General features: G+C 64.1%; 14 protein-coding genes. 3 read left to right on the plus strand and 11 right to left on the minus strand.

The window, feature by feature from the left end; translation table 11 throughout:
- Positions 1–13 precede the first annotated feature (13 nt).
- From A9179_RS11540 to A9179_RS11550, 3 genes are all read right to left on the minus strand, one after another.
- On the minus strand, positions 14–1,726 hold the full coding sequence (locus A9179_RS11540) for a putative 2-aminoethylphosphonate ABC transporter permease subunit (protein ID WP_187805944.1): 1,713 nt from the start codon (positions 1,724–1,726) through the stop codon (positions 14–16).
- Between the two features lies 1 nt (position 1,727).
- A complete protein-coding gene (locus A9179_RS11545) occupies positions 1,728–2,780 on the minus strand; it encodes a putative 2-aminoethylphosphonate ABC transporter ATP-binding protein (protein ID WP_187805945.1) in 1,053 nt (350 codons plus the stop codon).
- A 223-nt stretch (positions 2,781–3,003) separates the two neighbouring features.
- Positions 3,004–3,861, minus strand: coding sequence for a LysR family transcriptional regulator (locus A9179_RS11550; protein WP_187805946.1), 858 nt, complete (start codon positions 3,859–3,861; stop codon positions 3,004–3,006).
- 176 nt (positions 3,862–4,037) lie between these two features.
- Between A9179_RS11550 and A9179_RS11555 the strand changes: the two genes are divergently transcribed.
- Positions 4,038–4,886, plus strand: a complete 849-nt coding sequence (locus tag A9179_RS11555) for an alpha/beta fold hydrolase (protein ID WP_187805947.1) — start codon at positions 4,038–4,040, stop codon at positions 4,884–4,886.
- Here A9179_RS11555 and A9179_RS11560 read toward each other — a convergent pair.
- On the minus strand, positions 4,883–5,452 hold the full coding sequence (locus A9179_RS11560) for a flavin reductase family protein (RefSeq protein ID WP_187805948.1): 570 nt from the start codon (positions 5,450–5,452) through the stop codon (positions 4,883–4,885). The genes A9179_RS11555 and A9179_RS11560 overlap by 4 nt on opposite strands.
- 1,451 nt (positions 5,453–6,903) lie before the next feature.
- Between A9179_RS11560 and A9179_RS11565 the strand changes: the two genes are divergently transcribed.
- A complete protein-coding gene (locus A9179_RS11565; protein WP_187805949.1) occupies positions 6,904–7,656 on the plus strand; it encodes a putative phage abortive infection protein in 753 nt (250 codons plus the stop codon).
- A 130-nt stretch (positions 7,657–7,786) separates the two neighbouring features.
- Here the strand turns inward: A9179_RS11565 and A9179_RS22995 are convergent, their stop codons facing one another.
- Both A9179_RS22995 and A9179_RS11570 read right to left on the minus strand, forming a co-directional pair.
- Positions 7,787–7,918 (minus strand): hypothetical protein, encoded by a 132-nt coding sequence (locus tag A9179_RS22995; RefSeq protein ID WP_262410579.1) that lies wholly within the window; start codon positions 7,916–7,918, stop codon positions 7,787–7,789.
- A 386-nt stretch (positions 7,919–8,304) separates the two neighbouring features.
- A complete protein-coding gene (locus A9179_RS11570) occupies positions 8,305–9,348 on the minus strand; it encodes an IS110 family RNA-guided transposase (protein WP_187805950.1) in 1,044 nt (347 codons plus the stop codon).
- 237 nt (positions 9,349–9,585) lie between these two features.
- Here A9179_RS11570 and A9179_RS11575 point away from each other — a divergent pair, with 237 nt between their 5' ends.
- Entirely contained in the window at positions 9,586–10,380 is a 795-nt protein-coding gene (locus A9179_RS11575) for an SDR family NAD(P)-dependent oxidoreductase (protein ID WP_187805951.1), read from the plus strand.
- A 111-nt stretch (positions 10,381–10,491) separates the two neighbouring features.
- Here A9179_RS11575 and cobF read toward each other — a convergent pair whose 3' ends face one another.
- The 5 genes from cobF to cobW all read right to left on the minus strand — a co-directional run bounded on the left by cobF (position 10,492) and on the right by cobW (position 18,010).
- Positions 10,492–11,259, minus strand: a complete 768-nt coding sequence (gene cobF, locus A9179_RS11580) for a precorrin-6A synthase (deacetylating) (protein WP_187805952.1) — start codon at positions 11,257–11,259, stop codon at positions 10,492–10,494.
- A complete protein-coding gene (locus tag A9179_RS11585) occupies positions 11,256–11,927 on the minus strand; it encodes a vWA domain-containing protein (protein ID WP_187808568.1) in 672 nt (223 codons plus the stop codon). Before A9179_RS11585 ends, cobF begins: the two co-directional genes overlap by 4 nt.
- A gap of 20 nt (positions 11,928–11,947) precedes the next feature.
- The gene (locus A9179_RS11590; protein ID WP_187805953.1) at positions 11,948–12,943 is read right to left on the minus strand and encodes an ATP-binding protein; all 996 of its coding nucleotides are present in this window, start codon (positions 12,941–12,943) and stop codon (positions 11,948–11,950) included.
- Between the two features lie 133 nt (positions 12,944–13,076).
- On the minus strand, positions 13,077–16,811 hold the full coding sequence (gene cobN / locus A9179_RS11595; RefSeq protein ID WP_187805954.1) for a cobaltochelatase subunit CobN: 3,735 nt from the start codon (positions 16,809–16,811) through the stop codon (positions 13,077–13,079).
- A gap of 149 nt (positions 16,812–16,960) precedes the next feature.
- Positions 16,961–18,010, minus strand: a complete 1,050-nt coding sequence (cobW, locus tag A9179_RS11600) for a cobalamin biosynthesis protein CobW (protein ID WP_187805955.1) — start codon at positions 18,008–18,010, stop codon at positions 16,961–16,963.
- Positions 18,011–18,047 lie beyond the last annotated feature (37 nt).

Consider the following 18,047-nt stretch of genomic DNA (forward strand, 5'->3'; position numbering starts at 1 on the left):
CTCCTGGGAAGATTCAGTGACCGGGCGCCGGCATGCGCCAGGCCTGGGAGCGGCGCAGCAGGCCGCGCGACAGACCGGCGAGCAGCAACGACACGCCGGCGGAAGTGAGCAGGATCAGGGTCGACATGGCGGCCGCGCCGCCGACGTTGCCGGCGTCGTCCATGTTCAGCACGGCCACGGCGGCGAGCACGCTGTCCGGGCTGTAGAGGAAGATCGCCGCCGACACCGTGGTCATCGCCGAGACGAACAGGTAGCGGATGATGTCGAGCAGCGCCGGCAGGCAGATCGGCAGGGTCACGCGGCAGAAGTGGCGCAGCAGCGGCACCTTGAGCGACAGCGCGGCGGCCTCGAACTCGCCGTCGAGCTGGCGCAGCGCGGCGCTGGCGGTCATCTGTGCGGTGGTGAGGAAGTGCGCGATGGTGCACACCACCAGCAGGGTCAGGCTGCCGTACAGGCCGCTCAGCGGGTTGCCCGGCAGGTTGAAAAAGAACACGTAGCCCAGGCCCAGCACCAGGCCGGGCACCGCCATCGGCACGAAGCTGAGCAGGCGCAGGGCCTGGGTCAGCGGGCTCTGCCGGGTCTTCTCCATCAGGTAGGCACCGGTGAAGATCAGCAGGCTGCCGAACAGCGCGCTGCACACCGCCAGCAGCAGGCTGTTGCGATAGGCCAGCCAGCCGCCGGGCAACTCGGAGAAGGCGTAGTGCTGCAGCGACAGCGACAGGTCGTAGGGCCAGAACTTGACCAGCGACGAGTAGATCGCCATGCCGAACACGCCGAGCAAAACGCTGCAGATCAGCACGGTCACCAGCAAAAATGCCAGGTCGCGGCGCCCTGACGGCTGCGGGTGATAGACCTGCGCGCGGCCGCTCATGGCATCGCGCTGACGACGGCGCAGCCACAGGTCGACGGCGAAGCTGAGCAGCGCCGGCACCAGCAGTACCATGCCGATCAGCGCCCCGCGGCCGAACTGTTGCTGGCCGACCACCGCCTTGTAGGCCTCCAGCGCCAGCACCTGATAATCGCCACCGACCACCACTGGCACGCCGAAATCGGTGACGCACAGGGTGAACACCAGGCAGAAGGCGGCGAACACGCCCTGGCGGCTGCCCGGCCAGGTGATGCTGCGAAACGCCCGCCACGGTGAGGCCCCCATGCTCGACGCGGCGTCGAACAGCCGCGCATCGGCCAGCGCCAGCGCCGAGAGCAGCACCATCAGCGCATGTGGGAAGGTGTAGATCGCCTGGCCAAGGACGATGCCCCAGAAGCCGTAGATATTGTCCGCCAGCAGATGCCGCAGCACGCCCTGGTTGCCGAACAGGTAGATCAGCGCGATCCCCGGCAGCATCGATGGCGCCAGCAACGGCAGCAGGGAAATGCTGCGCCACAGCGGCTTGCCCGGCATGCAGGTGCGCTGCAGGGCGTAGGCGAAGGCATAGGCCAGCGGCACCACAATGCCGGCCACAGTCAGCGACACGCTCAGGCTGTTGCCCAGCAGCCAGCGGAAGTTGGCGCTGCCGAACAGCGTCAGCGCTGCCTGCAGGCCACCGCCCTGCCCGTCTTCGCCGCTGAAGCCGCGCCAAAGCATGGCCAGCAACGGCAGCAGCACGGCGAGGATCAGCAGCACCAGCAGCAACCATTGGCCGCCGAGCACGAACAGGCGGTCGGCCAGGTCGGCGGGCAGGCTGCGCCGCGCGGTAGCAGGCGTCATAGTCAGCACGCGTTGCATATCAGGCGAACACCTGCAGGCTGCGCGGCGGCAGCGCTACCCAGATTTCCGCGCCGGCCAGTTTGGGCATGGCCTGCGGTTCCAGCTCGGCGAGCAGGTTGTGCCCCGGCAGTGCATCCAGTTCGAAACTCAGGCGGCAGCGGTTGCCGAGGAAGGTGATCTCGCGCATCTGCGCGCTGAACAGGTTGTCCTCGTGCACTGGCGGGTTGATCACCACCGCTTCCGGGCGGCAGAACAGCCGGCCGCGCTCGTGCCGCTCCTCGCCGTGCAGGCGCAGGCTGAGGTCGCCGACGCGCACATGGCCATGCTCGCCCCGCTCGAACGGCAGCCAGTTGCCCTGACCGACGAACTCGGCCACGAACGGCGTGGCCGGCGCGCGGTAGATATCCTGCGGGCAGGCAAACTGCTCGACGCGACCGTGGTTGATCACCGCGATGCGGTCGGCCATCAGCATGGCCTCGTCCTGGTTGTGGGTGACCATCAGGGTGGTGATGCCCAGGCGCTTCTGCAGCTGGCGCAGCTCGCCGCACAGGTGCTCGCGCACCCGCGCATCGAGGGCCGACATCGGCTCATCAAGCAACAGCAGCGAAGGTGCCGGTGCCAGCGCACGGGCCAGGGCCACGCGCTGCTGCTGGCCGCCGGAGAGCTGGCCGGGGTACTTCTTCTCGCTGCCGCTCAGGCCAACCAGCTCGAGCATTTCAGCCACCCGGTTACGGATGGTTTCGCGATGGTTGCCGGCCAGGCCGTAGCCGATGTTCTGCTCCACCGTCAGGTTGGGAAACAGCGCGTAGGACTGGAACAGGATGCCGTAGTCGCGGGCCTGCGGCGGCAGCAGGGAAACATCCCGCGAGCCGATCAGGATGCTGCCGTGATCCTGGCGCTCCAGCCCGGCGATGCAGCGCAGCAAGGTGGTCTTGCCGCAGCCGGACGGGCCCAGCAGGCACACCAGCTCGCCGGCGGCGATATCCAGCGACACCCCGTCCAGCGCCTTGAAGGCGCCGAAGCCCTTGTGGATGTCGCGTACCTGCATGTTCACGGAAAGCGGCGTAGCCATGGCAAAACCTCGTGGAGCGATCAGCTCGGACGAGGGCCATGCTAGGCAGGCAGTACGAAAGCTTTATGGCAGTTGGGCAAAAGCTGCCGATAGTGGCATCGGTGGATTTGCGTAGTGATTCCCTCTCCCCCAGGGAGAGGGCCCGGGTGAGGGAAACCCACGAGTCGCCTGTAGCGCCCCTCACCCCTGCCCCTCTCCCGGAGGGAGAGGGGCAAAGCGCGCCCTAAATAGCCTGGCGAGCCAGAGCGAGAAAGGCCGCCGGCAACCGTGCCTGGCGGCGCTCCTTGAGGCAGTACAGGTATTCGGCGATCAGCGGCGCGCCTTCCAGCTCGACCACCTTGAGCTGCGGGCTCTCCGGCACCTCGTGGCGGGCGATGATGCTGATGCCGATGTTGCGGAGCACCGCCTCGCGGATCGACTCGCGGCTGCCGATCTCCAGCAGCGGCCCGCTGGCCACGCCAGCCTCGCGCAGCAACGCCTCGCTGAGCACCCGGGTGGTCGAGCCGCGCTCGCGCATCAGCAGGCAGTGCCCGGCCAGCGCGCTCAGCGGCACACGCTCGTGGCTGGCCAGCGGATGCTGACGATGTACGGCCAGCACCAGCGGGTCGTGGCCCAGCACCAGGCGGGTCAGGCGCGCATCCTCGACCAGTTGCGAGGAGGCGGCGAGATCCACCCGGTAGTCCTCCAGCGCCTCGATCACCTGCAGCGAGTTGCCGATCTCCAGGGTCACCTCGCACTGCGGGAACTGCGTGCGGAAGCTCTTGACCAGATCGAGCACGTAGTAAGGCGCGGTGGCGCCGATGCGCAGCGCGCCCTGCACCTGGCCACTGTTGCGCAGGAAGAACTCGATGTCGGCTTCCTGCTGCAGCAGCTTCTGCACCATCGGCAGCAGGCGCGCGCCTTCGTCGCTGAGGGTCAGGCGGCGGCCGCCACGGTAGAACAGCTCGACCCCGTACTGCCCTTCCAGCTGGCGGATCTGTGTGGTCACAGTCGGCTGGCTGAGGCCGAGCTTCTTCGCCGCCTGGGTGATGCTGCCCAGCCGGGCAACCATGTGGAAGGACTTCAGCTCGGCACAGAGCATGGGGCGAAGCGCTCCAAGGGCAGGATGAGGGTCAGGGGCGGCATCGCCCAACTCGGCAGATGACAAAATTATCAAAGGCCCATGACAGCCAAATGACGTACCAATAGCGCCACACCAGCTTGCCCGGCGCGCCCAGCGACTACGCTCTTCGCAGTCCCGCACAGGAGTCCGTCGCCATGCCGCACCTGCCTGCCCACCAGGTTCCCAACCAGTTCGTCGAGGTCAACGGCCGCCTGGCCTATCGGGTGATCGGCCAAGGCATACCGCTGCTGCTATGCGTGCGCTTTCGCGGCACCATGGACTCCTGGGATCCGCTGTTCCTCGACAGCCTTGCCGAGCAGGGCTTCCAAGTGCATGTGTTCGACTACAGCGGCCTCGGCCTGTCCGGCGGCGAACCCAGTTACGACCCGGCGCGCCTGGCCCGCGACCCCCTCGAGCTGATCGCCGCCCTCGGCCTGCAGCGTCTGGTGCTTGGCGGCTGGTCGCTCGGTGGCATCGCCGCCCAGCTGGTGTTCCTGCAGGCACCGCAGCTGCTCAGCCACCTGGTACTGTTCGGCACCACCCCGCCTGGCGAACTGGTGCGCACCGGCGAACCGCTGTTCTACGAACTGGCACGGCGGGAAAACGACTTCGAAGACTTCGTCCACCTGTTCTTCGAGCCGCTGTCCCCGGAAAGCCGCGCGGCCGCTGCGCAGTCGGCCACACGCATCGCCGCGCGGGTCGAGGGCCAGTGCCCAGCGGTGCCCCATGAGTGGGCCGGCCGGCAGCTGGGCGACGGGCCGCGCAACCCGACACTGCCGGTGCCACCGCTGCTGGACGCACTCAAGCGCACGCAGATTCCCGTGCTGCACATCGGCGGCAGCCACGACATCGTTTTTCCGGTGGAGAACTGGCACGCCCTCAGCGGCGCGCTGCCGACCCTGCAACTGCTCACCCTGCCCAGCTCCGGCCACGGCCCACACCTGCAATACCCGCAGCTGTGCGCCCGGCACTTGGCGAACTTCGTCGAGGGCGAAGGCCGCTAGGCCTTGAGCGCCTCGCCGATGGCATAGAAATGCCCGCCGGCCACATGATGCAGACTGCGCCAGTCCGGGTCGGCCGCCTCGAAGTGCCAGCGGCCGTCACGAAACACCCGGTCATCCGCCCAGGCGCCGACTATCTCACCGATGAACAGGTCGTAGGCGTTCTGGTTGTGTGGTTCGGCGATCAGCTCGCAGGCCATCCAGGCCGAGCAACCCGCCACGAACGGCAGATCATGGCCAGGCATGTCGAACAGCTCGACGCCGGCCTTGGCCAGTTTGTCCGGATCGTCCTTGAGGCTGTGGTTGCCGACCGCGTTGGTCAGCTGCAGCTGCGCCGCCGTCGGCACCTGGATCACGAAGCGGCCGCTGCGCTCAAGCAGCTCGCGGGTGCGGGTGGCCTTGTCCAGCACCACGGTGAGCTTGGGTGGGGCGAAGTCGAGCACGCAGGCCCAGGCGGCGGCCATCACGTTGTCGACGCCATCGTGGCGAGCGGAGACCAGGACGGTGGGGCCGTGGTTGAGCAGGCGGTAGGCCTTGGCGAGGTCTACCTGGGTTTGGTGAGGATTCATCTGAGGGCTTCCTTACTGCGAGATTGGGGGATACTCGCTTGAGGAAGCCGCATCCGGCAACTGTGATGACGTTTATTGGCCTGCACAGTGAATAGCAGACCATGGACATGCAGGTGATCCATAAGTAGTGTGCCAAAATCCATGTCGCTTTTCCCCCTGGCCTCATGTCGCGTATCTAGCGCGCTACTCAAGCCAATCAAGGAGTTACGCATGAACAAGGAACATTATCCGACACAAGTGGCGTAAAAAATTACCCCGTATGTGTCGTCTACTTATAGTTAGGCGCAAGGGCAATATTGGTTATTCAGCACCGAGCCAGGAAACACAATCACCGCATCAGCGCGGTGTTCCTGAATCGAATGGTCGCCTGGCAGTAGAGGCCGTTATTTGTGGCCAGCAAAGGAGTTGCTTTCAAAGAATGTGCACATCACAAATAACTTCCGGGGCCAAAACCGACACGCCGTGCGTTCCGTCGATCAAGCTCGGCGCTGGCCTCACTTGCAGCGTACGGCTGGGCAATCTAACAATTGGCTCAAGTCGTTCGCTCCGCTCACTCGGGACCGGCGAAGCCGGCCCCTTAGCCAAACGTTAGGCACTCAAATTGGACATTCGAGCAAAACTCCCTCATATATCACTAGCCTTGTTCTTTATCAGCCTGTGCCTTCCAGCTTATTATGACCCGCATAGTTACACTGACAAATCAGTCTTTGGCGCAGAAATTTTATTCACTGGTTGGATCGGGCTAATTGCACTAGAGCCTCGATGGTATACAAACATATCCTACGGCTACATAATATTCTGTGCACTAAACAACCACAAAATACGATTCGCCTTTCCCCATATTTTCTTCATTATGCTATCTGCAGCGCCAGTGATACTTATCAATAAAGTAGGCATGACACCACAAGGCGCTGGGAAAATGAAATTTACTTATGGCGCATACCTGTGGTCACTGAGTCTATTTATAGCTGCATACTGCGCACATGAAAATATAAATACACATAGTCAAGCCTAACAAATGGTTCAAGTCGTTCGCTTCGCTCACTCGGGACCGGCTAAAGCCGGCCCCTTAACCAAACGTTAGGCGTCAGTCACTTTTAATATCGGTGCTAACATGGAAGTTGCGTCAGTTAGTCACAATATCAAACTTACTTCCGGCGCATCTCGCGGCCGGTTGGCACCCAATTCGCACCTTCTGCTTGGCTCCCGCCCACACACCGCGCCAAGGTCTTCTACCTGCAACGCCGTATCGGGCCGTACAGCTCGCATGAGTGAGTGCCCAGCAAAAACGAATCAGTTGCTTGCAAGGCCCTGGCGGGTTGGCCACAGTGCGGTATTCATCGCCTGCGCCCGGCTCGATGCCCGCTGCCTAACAACTGGTTCAAGCCGCTCGCTTCGCTCGCTCGGGACCGCGTTCCGCGGCCCCTTAACCAAACGTTAGAGCCAACATAATGAACTTCTCAAATCCATGGCTAGTTTTTGGCGCAATCACTCTCGTATTTCTCGGATTTCTAGCCTCTCTTTTAGGGTTTATCTGGCCCATAGAGGAGCTCTCCGTTTCAAAGTCTGGTGTATTTGGGGATAGCTTCGGTGTTCTAACATCTCTATTCAACGGCCTTGCACTGGGCGGGCTAATCCTGACCATTGCGCAGCAGAAAAATGAATTCAAACAGCAGCACTTTGAAAATATATTGTTTGAAATGATTAGATTACACGTCGACTTAACAGCCTCAATTGACCTAAAGAAAAAGAATGACGATGGAACCGAATTCTTAACCGAGGGGCGCGATTGCTTTAAATTCTTTTACGAAAAACTCACCGGCACACTTCATTATCAAGATACGAATCATAAAGACAAAGAAGAAGCCAAGAAATTCGAAGATGCATATGATTATTTCTGGAGTAAATGGCACAAAGAACTCGGCCATTATTTCAGATCCTTATATACAATTTTCAAATACATCAGCGACTCTGACATTAAAGACAAAAAGCAGTATGCAAACATCGTAAGAGCACAGCTCTCAGACTACGAACTTCTAGTTCTCTTCTATAATTGCCTTGCAAGGTACGGGGTAGAAAAATTCAAGCCTTTGGTCACAGAATATGAGCTCTTCGACAATCTTCCAGTTGACAAGCTATATAAGCAAGAAGACAAATCAAAATATGACCCCAAGGCGTTCGGCTCTAACAAGTCGCTCAACTAACGCTCACTTCGTTCGCTGGACGCCCAAAAGCTGCGCTTTTGGCCGCCCGTTAGCTTAATCGTTAGGCACTAGCGAGACATCTATGGGTACCTATATTCAACTTGACTGTCTTGACTGCGAACAGTCTCTTTCATTCGGAAAGCCAATCCAGCATGTCGATATGCTTACGCTTAGACTTTTCTCGGAGAAAGAGAGGAAGTGGCATGGCGGTGAGACTTGCTGGCAAGCCGTCCAAGTTTTTCTTTTTGAGCACATCGGTCACAGGTTGATCTTCCGTAGAGATGACACGCCGGGGGCAAGCGCCTACGGAGAGCAAGTTGAGTTCGATGCATTGATGAGCAAGTGGCCGGGTAGCACCCGATGAGGAACCTGGCACTATCAGCTACACGCCTAACAATGCGTATATGGACTCTCCCCACAAGTAGTGGGCAAAGCGTTTGATCTGCCCTGCCGTCGGTGCGGTTGCATGCGTATATCCGGCCTTTCATGGGCTCTACGCCCTAGCCATTCTGTAGTTCGCGCAGCGGGGGCCAAGCGCTCAAGCGATCACGAGGATCAGCATTGTTATCGGCCTTGCTCCGCTGCTGGACTCGCCCATTCCGACAGTGCGACTTCCCACCACAACCACTATTGATCACCCGCTCGCCGTCAGGCGGGCGGCATGCTTTGCCAGTTGCCGCTGAAGCGCCTTTGGTGACACCACACGGCCCAGCAAATCCTTACCAGCTTGTTGGCCAACGCTACCGCCGCTTTGTTCGGCCCAATGCGTGCCGCCGTGTGTGTTGCCCAGCGCTGCAACGCGGTCATACGCTCGGGCGTTCGGGCCTGGCAGCGCTGGGCGGCCAACAGGGCGGCACGGGAGCCGTGGATCAGCAGCGTTCGCACATAGACATTGCCCTGCCGGCTGATATGCCCCAGATGGCGGCGCTCGCCGCTGCTGTGTTCTCTCGGGGTCATACCCAGCCAGGCACTGAGCTGGCGGCCATTGGCAAAGCGCTCCGGATTGCCCACGGCGGTTTTCAGGGCACTGGCCGTCAATAAGCCGATGCCGCTGACTTCGTCGAGCTTACGCACGACTTCATCCTCGGCATGCCAGCGCGCCAGTTGCGCTTCGCACTCCTGCATCGATTGCTCGTACAGGTTGATCTCGCCCAGCATCACCTGCAGCGCGCCGCGCAAGGCGCTAACCTCCGGGCGCTCCAGCAACTCACAGGCGGCCCGCAAAAATGCCGCTGTGCTGGCCGGCACTTCGATGCCCATCTCGCGAAAGATCCCGCGCAGCAGGTTGATTCGTTGCACCCGACTGCGCTTCCAGGTCTCACGCAGGTTGTGCAGCTGCTGCAGTTGCTGCTGCTCCAGGCTCTTCACCGGCACCGGGTGAATACCGCGGCAGCGTGCCGCTTCCAAAATAGCGTCACAGTCGTTGCGGTCGGTCTTGTTGCGGCGCCTATAGGGCCGCACGTAGCGGGGATGCAACAGCAGTACCTTATGCCCACGCACCTGCATGACCCGACCCCAGTAGTGGGCCGTACCGCAGGCCTCCATCACCCACTCGACAGCCTCCGCCTGCTCCTGTACATATCGGCCAAATGCCTCTCGATTCAGACGCTTGCGCTGAGCCACCTCGCCGGCACGGACACTCTCGGCAACCTGGTAAACGGACTTGGCCAAATCAACTGCGATGCGCTTCATCGACTCTCTCCCAAGAACACGCCACTCGGTACTTCGAGTGTGGCGCGGGGGGAGTCCATTACAGCACTCAACTGCCGCTCACTTCGTTCGCTGGACGTCCAAAAGCTTCGCTTTTGGCCGCCCCTTAGCTTAATCGTTAGCACCTGCTTCTGACCGGCAGCAGTTACTTCTATCACCGACTAGGCTGTCCGCTGACCGACTGATCCGCCGTCGGCACCAACCAGAGGGGGACAGAGCATGCATATCAATCTTGAAGGCAAGACCGCGCTGGTCACTGCATCCACCGGTGGCATCGGTTTTGCGATTGCCAAAGGCCTCGCACAGGCTGGCGCCAGCGTAATCGTCAATGGTCGTAGCGATAGTTCCGTGCAGAAAGCGCTGTCGCGTATACGCGAATCGGTACCTCAAGCAAAGCTGACGGGCATCGCGGCGGATCTGGGCAACGCAGAGGGGGCCAACCATCTTTTAGCGGCGACGCCAGCGGTGGACATTCTGGTCAACAACGCCGGCATTTATGGGCTGGTTGATTTCTTTGAAGCCAGTGACGAGTGCTGGAGCGAGTACTGGCAAACCAATGTGATGTCGGGTGTCAGGCTGAGTCGAGCGTTAGTCCCGGGCATGGTTGAGCGAGGCTGGGGGCGGGTAGTGTTTATTTCGTCCGAATCGGGTCGCAACATACCGGCTGACATGATCCATTACGGCGTCTCAAAGACGGCGCAACTATCGCTGTCTCGTGGCCTGGCCAAGCGTGTGGCGGGCAGTGGCGTCACCGTCAATAGCGTGTTGCCCGGCCCCACGTTATCGGACGGCCTGGCAGGCTGGCTTGAGGAGGAACGGGTGCGCTCTGGCAAAACCCTGGAGGCCGTGGCCGCCGAATTTGTCATGGCCCATCGCCCCACTTCCCTGATACAGCGCGCCGCAAGCGTAGATGAAGTGGCCAATATGGTCGTCTACATCTGCTCAACCCAGGCGTCCGCCACTACCGGTGCTGCGCTAAGGGTCGATGGTGGCGTAGTAGACGATATTGTCTGATGGCTTGCTCTCGGCCTCACTGGATCGGCAAAGGCGATCAAACGAGGCCGTTCGCCATTGGTCGACTGCTGCCCAATGCGCGGAGATTGCAAACAATCCTGCTTGAGCTGTTCACGCCTGCCCAGCGTTGCTCTTTCGCAGCAAATAACTATCCATAATCCAGCCATTCCGCTCCCGCGCCTGCGCGCGGGTCGCAGCAATCCGCTCCCCCACCTCATCCAGCGCCCCGGCAATCAGAATCTCGTCCGCCGTCCCCACATACGCTCCCCAATAGATATGCAGGCCCTGGCCAACAAAGCGTAGGTAGGTGTCCTTGGCATCGAGCATCACCGCCACGCTGTCCACGCCCTGTGGCCAGCCTTCGGCCAGCAGGCGGCCAGTGGTGATTTCCACGGCGCGGCCGATCTGGTTCAGTGGTACGCGGTGGCGCGCAGTCAGGGCTTGCAGGCTGGTGATACCGGGAATCACGTCGTAGCTCAGGTCACTGCGTGCACTGGCGATGGACTCGATGATGCGGATGCTGCTGTCGTACAGCGAGGGGTCGCCCCAGACCATGAAGACGGCGACTTCGCCCTCCTCCATCTGCTCGTCGATCAGTTGCTCGAACACCGCCTGCTTGTCGCGGTTCAGCTCGTCGACGCTGGCGCGGTAGTCGGCGGCGTCACGTTCGCGCTCCGGTTGCTGGCCCTCGGCGAAGCGCGGGTTGTGGTCGCCCAAGAAGCGTTCGCAGATTTCCCGGCGCAGGGCGTTGAGCTTGTGCTTGGCCGGGCCCTTGTCCATCAGGAAGATCACGTCGGCGCGGCGCAGGGCCTTGATCGCCTGCTGGGTGATGTAGTCCGGGTCGCCGGCGCCGATGCCGACCAGCAGCAGTTCTTTCATGGTCTGTTCCAGGTATGGGAGCGGGCACTGGGCGCCAGCTCGTCGATATGTCGGTAGTCGGCGCCCAGCTCGCTGGCCAGCTGGCGAGCGCGCCCCAGGCGCACCGGGGTGCGCTCGATATCCACCAGCAGCGCCGGGCAATCGGCCGGCGCCAGGGCTGGCCAGTCGCGCAGGCGGCCATCGGTGAGTATCAGCAGGCGTTGCTGTTCCGCCGGTTTCAGGCGCTGGCGCCGCGCCAACCAGGTGGCGGCCTGCTGCAGGGCATCGAGCAGCGGAGTACCACCGCCGGCACCGAGATCAGCCAGCCACTGGCGCAACTCGGCAGAAGCCTTCTGCCCCTGCCACAACCACTGGCCATGGCTGCCGCTGGCATGCAGCAGCGCCAGGCGCGCGCGCTGACGGTAGGCCTGGTCGAATACTTCGGCGAGCAGGCCCTTGGCCTGGCTCAGGGCGCCGCCGCGACGAGTCGAGGCCGAGGCGTCGACCAGCACCAGCCACAGCTCATCCGGACGCGCGCTACGCGGGCGCCGGGCCAGCTCCTGGCGACTGCGCGGGCGACCCTTGAGCAGGGTCGTCGGCCAGTCGATGGCGCCCAGCAGGCCGCTGCGGCTGGCGCCACTGCGCCCGCCACTCAGGCTGCCCGGTCTAGGTTTGGCATCCGCGCCCAGGGGCTGGCGCGGGCGGATGCTCAGGGCTTTTTTTCCCAGCGCGGCGGCTCGCGCCGCTCACCCATGGCCTGCGGCTGGGCCGGCAACTCGCCCCACTGGCCTTCAACCGGGTTCTGCTCGCTGGCAGCGGACGGGCTTGGCGCTTGCTGCGGCGCTGGCGCGGGTGGCGCATGCCGGCGGCGATGGCGCAGAACGAAGTCGGCCACCGCATCGATATCGCCCTCCTCGATCCGCTCGGCGCCGCGCCAGGCGGCATGGGCCCGGGCGGCGCGCAGCCAAACCAGGTCGGCACGCAGGCCATCCACCCCGGCGGCGAAGCAGCGCTGGGCAATGGCTTCCAGCGCCGCATCGTCCAGAGGAATTGCGCTCAGGCTCTCACGGGCGTTCAGGCAGCGACTGCGCAGCTGCTCCTGGGCAGCGTCCCAGGTCTGCAGAAAGGCCTGCGGATCGCTGTCGAACGCCAGGCGGCGGCGCATGATCTCGGCCCGCTGCGCCGGTTGTGGCTGGCCATCCAGGGCCAGGTTGAGGCCGAAGCGATCCAGCAGCTGCGGGCGCAGCTCGCCCTCCTCGCCGTTCATGGTGCCGATCAGCACGAAGCGTGCGCTGTGGCGGTGGGAAATGCCGTCACGCTCGATATGGTTGACCCCGCTGGCCGCCGCATCCAGCAGCAGGTCGACCAGGTGATCCGGCAGCAGGTTGACCTCGTCGACATACAGCACGCCGCCATCGGCCTTGCTCAGCAGGCCGGGAGAGAACTGCGCGCGTCCTTCGCCTAGCGCGGCATTCAGATCGAGGGTGCCGACGATGCGCTCCTCGCTGGCGCCCAGCGGCAGGGTGACGAAATGCCCGCTGGGCAGCAGCTCGGCCAGGCCACGGGCCAGGGTCGACTTGGCCATGCCGCGCGGACCTTCGATCAGCACCCCGCCGATAGCCGGATCGACCGCCACCAGGCACAGGGCCAGCTTGAGCGCATCGGCGCCGACAACAGCGGCAAGGGGGAAATGGCGGTCGGTCATGGCTGCGTTCCGTTTATCAGGTGCATGGCGCTACTCGACAGAATACGTAGGAGCGAGCCCTGCTCGCGAACCCTGCGGTCGATGAGAAAAACTTCGCGAGCAGAGCTCGCTCCTACAGGATTGGGCGTGACGCTCATGATTCCTCGCTATCCAGCAGCAGGTTTTCCAGCGCCGCGCGGTACTCGCCGGGGTTTTCCCAGAGGCCGCGCTGCTGGGCTTCCAGCAGGCGTTCGAGAATATCCTGCAGGGCGCCGGGATTGTGCTGCTGGATAAAGTCGCGAGTGTCGCGATCAAGCAGGTAGGCATCGGTGAGCAGCGCGTACTGATGGTCGTCGACCAGCTCGCTGGTGGCGTCGAAGGCAAACAGGTAGTCGATGGTCGCCGCCAGTTCGAAGGCGCCCTTGTAACCGTGGCGCTTCATGCCCTCGATCCACTTGGGGTTGGCCGCGCGGGCACGCACCACGCGGGCCAGCTCCTGCTTGAGGGTGCGGATGCGCGGGGTGTCCGGCTGGCTGTTGTCACCGTGGTAGCTGGCTACCTTGGTGCCGCGCAGGGTTTCCACCGCCGCCAGCATGCCACCCTGGAACTGGTAGTAATCGTTGGAATCGAGGATGTCGTGCTCGCGGTTGTCCTGGTTGTGCAGCACCGCCTGCAGCTGCTCCAGGCGCTCGGCGAACTGCGCGCGCGCAGGTGTGCCCCCGCTGCCCTTGCCGTAGGCGTAGCCGCCCCAGTTCAGGTAGACCTCGGCCAGATCGGCGCGGCTCTGCCACAGGCGCTCCTCGATGGCGTTCTGCACCCCGGCGCCATAGGCCCCGGGCTTGGCGCCGAAGATCCGCCAGCCGGCCTGGCGTCGGGCTTGCTGTTCATCCAGTCCGCCATCCTGCAGGGCCAGCGCTTCCTGCCAGACCCGCGCCGACAGCGGGTTCATGTCAGCCGGCTCGTCCAACTCGGCCACCGCCTGTACGGCGTCGTCGAACAGGCGAATCAGGTTGGCGAAGGCATCGCGGAAAAAGCCGGACACCCGCAGGGTCACATCGACCCGGGGCCGACCGAGCTGCTCCAGCGGCAGCACCTCGAAACGCTCGACCCGCTGGCTGCCAGCCTGCCACACCGGGCGTACGCCCATCAGCGCCAGGGCCTGGGCGATATCGTCGCCACCGGTGCGCATGGTCGCCGTGCCCCACACCGACAGGCCGAGCTGGCGCAGGTGGTCGCCCTCGTCCTGCAGATGGCGTTCGAGCAGGCGCTCGCTGGCCTGCACGCCGAGGCGCCAGGCGGTCGGCGTGGGCAGGTTGCGCACATCCACCGAGAAGAAATTGCGCCCAGTCGGCAGCACGTCGAGACGCCCGCGACTCGGCGCGCCACTCGGGCCGGCAGGCACGAAGCGACCGTCGAGGGCGGCCAGCAGGCCATGCATTTCCGCCGGGCCGCAGGCATCCAGCAATGGCGCGATCTGCCCACGCAGGCTGTGCAGCACGGCGTCGCTTGCCGGGCCAACGGATTCGCAATCCGTCCCGTCGATCAAACGCAGGCCGAGCAGCTCCAGGCGCTCGCGGGTATCGCCGCAGTTGCGCCAGGGCTCATCGTTCAGACGCGCCAGCAACGCGGGACGCGAGCCGCTCCAGGGCGCCGCCATATCGCAGTCGAGCGGATCGAAGCCCAGCTCCAGATCGCGGCTCAGGGCGCGCAGCAGGCTGGCATTGCCGCCCTGACCGTCGCCTCGCGGAATGCGCAGCAGCGCCAGCAAGGTGTCACGGCGCAGCTGCCCGACCGGTGACTCGCCGAACACATGCAGGCCATCGCGGATCTGCGATTCCTTGAGGTCGCACAGGTAGGCATCGAGCTGCGGCAGCCAACTGGCCGGGTCGTCGTTCAGTTGCAGGCCCAGTTCGCGATCCAGGCTGGCCTCGCGCACCTTGAGCAGGATCTCGCCACGCAGCTCGGCGGCGCGGCGCAGGTCGAGCTGGCTGGCGTCGTAATACTCGTCAGCCAGGCGCTCCAGGTCGCGCAGTGGGCCGTAGCTTTCGGCGCGGGTCAGCGGCGGCATCAGGTGGTCGATGATCACCGCCTGGGTACGGCGCTTGGCCTGTGCGCCCTCGCCCGGGTCGTTGACGATGAACGGGTAGATATTCGGCAGCGGGCCGAGGATCGCCGTCGGCCAGCAGCCCTCGGACAGACCGACGCTCTTGCCCGGCAGCCACTCCAGGTTGCCGTGCTTGCCGACATGGATCACTGCGTTGGCGGCGAACACCTGGCGCAGCCAGAAGTAGAACGCCAGGTAGCCATGCGGTGGTACCAGATCGGGGTCGTGATAGACCGCTGCGGCGTCCACCTGATAACCGCGCGCCGGCTGGATGCCAACGAAGCACAGGCCGAAGCGCAGGCCGGCGATCATCAGGCGGCCGCTGCGGAACATCGGATCGTTCTGCGGCGCGCCCCAGCGCTCCAGCACGGCCTGCTGGTTGGCCTCAGGCAGCGCCGCGAAGCAGCGTTGGTAATCGTCCAGCGCCAGGCTCTGCGCGCAGGGGCGCAGGTCGAGGTTATCCAGATCGTTGGTCACCCCGCCGAGCAACTGGTGGATCAGTGCGGTGCCGCTGTCCGGCAGGCCCTCGACTGGATAGCCCTGCTGTTCGAGGGCACGCAGGATATTCAGCGCCGCCGCCGGGGTATCCAGGCCGACGCCGTTGCCGATGCGGCCGTCGCGGGTCGGGTAGTTGGCCAGCACCAGGGCGATGCGCTTGTCCGCTGCCGGCGTGCGCTGCAGCTCGCACCAGCGCCGCGCCAGCTCGCTGACGAAATCCATGCCCGGCAAGTGCGCGCGGTAGCAGACCACATCGCTCTGGCTGCGCTCGCTGCGCCAGGCCAGGCCCTTGAAACTGATCGGCCGGGTGATCAGGCGGCCGTCTAGTTCCGGCAGGGCGATATGCATGGCCAGGTCGCGTGGGCCGAGGCCTTGCGCGCTGGCCTGCCACTGCTCCTCGCTGTCCAGCGCGCAAAGTGCCTGCAATACCGGAATATCGCGGCGGAACGGCCGCTCCTGCGGCGCCTCCGGGTTGGACTGGGCGAAGCCGGTGGTGTTGAGGATGACGCTGACTCCCGCCTCGTCCAACCAGACCTCGACCTGCTCCAGGCAGGCCGCCTCCTTGAGGCTGGCCACGGCGATCGGCAACGGGTTGAGGCCCTGGGCCTGCAGGCGCTGGCAGAAGGTATCGACGAAGGCGGTGTTCGCTGCCTGCACATGGGTACGGTAGAACAGCAGCGCCGCCACTGGTTGCCCGGCCTGCCACTCAGAGCGCCAGTCAGCCAGGCTCGCGTGGCCGCGCCGCGGGTGATAGACCAGCGTGCGCGGCAGGGCCTTGGGTTCGCTCCAGGCGTAGTCGCGGCCCAGCCACTGGCTGGCAATGCAGTGCAGCAGCTGGCGCGCATTGTTCGCGCCACCTTGGCGCAGGTATTGCCACAGGCGCTGGCTATCCTCGGCCGGCACATTGCCCAGGCCCGTCAGCTCGGGATCGGGACTGTCGTCGCCGGGCACCAGGATCAATTTGGCACCCTGCCCGGCCAGTTCGACCAGGCGCTCGATTCCGTAACGCCAGTAGCTGACGCCGCCATGCACCGAGATCAGGATGACCTTGGCGTGGCGCAACACCTGTTCGACGTAAAAATCCACCGAGGCGTGGTTGGGTAGCTGCGCCGGGCTGGCCAGGCGCAGGCTGGGGAAGTCTTCGGGCAGGCTGCGCGCCACCTCGGCCAGCAGCGACAGGTGCGAATCGCCGGTACACAGGATCACCAGATCGGCCGGGGTCTGGCCGAGGTCTGCGATGCTGTCGGCCGGCAGTGCGACGCCGGGCTGGGTGCGCAGCAGGTGCATGGGTCAGTGCTCCCCACCGCTAGACGCACCCTCACCCCCGGCCCCTCTCCCGCAGGTAGAGGGGAGAAAAGCAGCGCGGCACATCAGGCTGCGCACCGTTTCTGCTCCCTCTCCCACTGGGAGAGGGCTGGGGTGAGGGAGTCGGCTGATCACGCCAGTGCTGCCCGCAGCTGTTCCTCGATGGCGGCCTGATCCAGCTCCTGGCCGATCACCACCAGGCGGCTGATGCGTGCCTCGTCAGCTTTCCAGGCGCGGTCGAAATGTTTGTCGAAACGCTGACCGACACCCTGCACCAGCAGGCGCATGGGCTTGCCCGGGATCGCCGCGAAACCCTTGATGCGCAGGATGCCGTGCTTGGCCACGGCCTCTTTCAGCGCTTGCAGCAGACGAGCCTCTTCCGCTTCGGGCAGGTCGACGGAGAAGGACTCGAACTCGTCGTGATCGTGGTCTTCATCCTCATCGTCGTGATGGGTACGGCGGCTGTCGATATGCAGCTCGGTCTCGCTGTTCAGGCCGAGCAGCACGTCCAGCGGCAGCTCGCCGCCCTGGGCCTCGATCACCTTGACCGCTTCCGGCAGCTCTTCCGCCACTTCGGCGCGCACTGCCGCCAGGGCTGCTGCATCCAGCAGATCGGTCTTGTTGAGAATCACCAGGTCGGCGCTGGCCAGCTGGTCGGCGAACAGCTCGTGCAGCGGCGATTCGTGATCCAGATTCGGGTCCTGCTTGCGCAGCGCATCGACCTGGTCGGGGAAGGCAGCGAAGGTGCCGGCGGCCACGGCCGGGCTGTCGACCACGGTGATCACCGAGTCGACGGTGCAGGCGTTGCGGATTTCCGGCCAGTTGAAGGCCTGTACCAGCGGTTTGGGCAACGCCAGGCCGGAGGTTTCGATGAGGATATGGTCGAAGTCGCCACGCCGGGCGACCAGCTCGCGCATCACCGGGAAGAACTCTTCCTGCACGGTGCAGCACACGCAGCCGTTGGCCAGCTCGTAGACGCGGCCGGCAGCCTCTTCCTCGCTGCAGCCGATGGCGCATTGCTGGAGGATGGCACCGTCGATGCCCAGTTCGCCGAACTCGTTGACGATCACCGCGATACGGCGACCTTCGGCATTGCCGAGCATATGGCGCAGCAGCGTGGTTTTACCGGCGCCGAGGAAGCCGGTGACGATGGTGACGGGGAGTTTGGCCAGCGTTTTCATGGAGAGCCCTGTGCGGATCGAGGCGAATCGAAACGGC

Origin of the sequence: Pseudomonas alcaligenes (genome assembly GCF_014490745.1) — a bacterium.
GTDB classification, from domain to species: Bacteria; Pseudomonadota; Gammaproteobacteria; order Pseudomonadales; family Pseudomonadaceae; genus Aquipseudomonas; species Aquipseudomonas alcaligenes_C.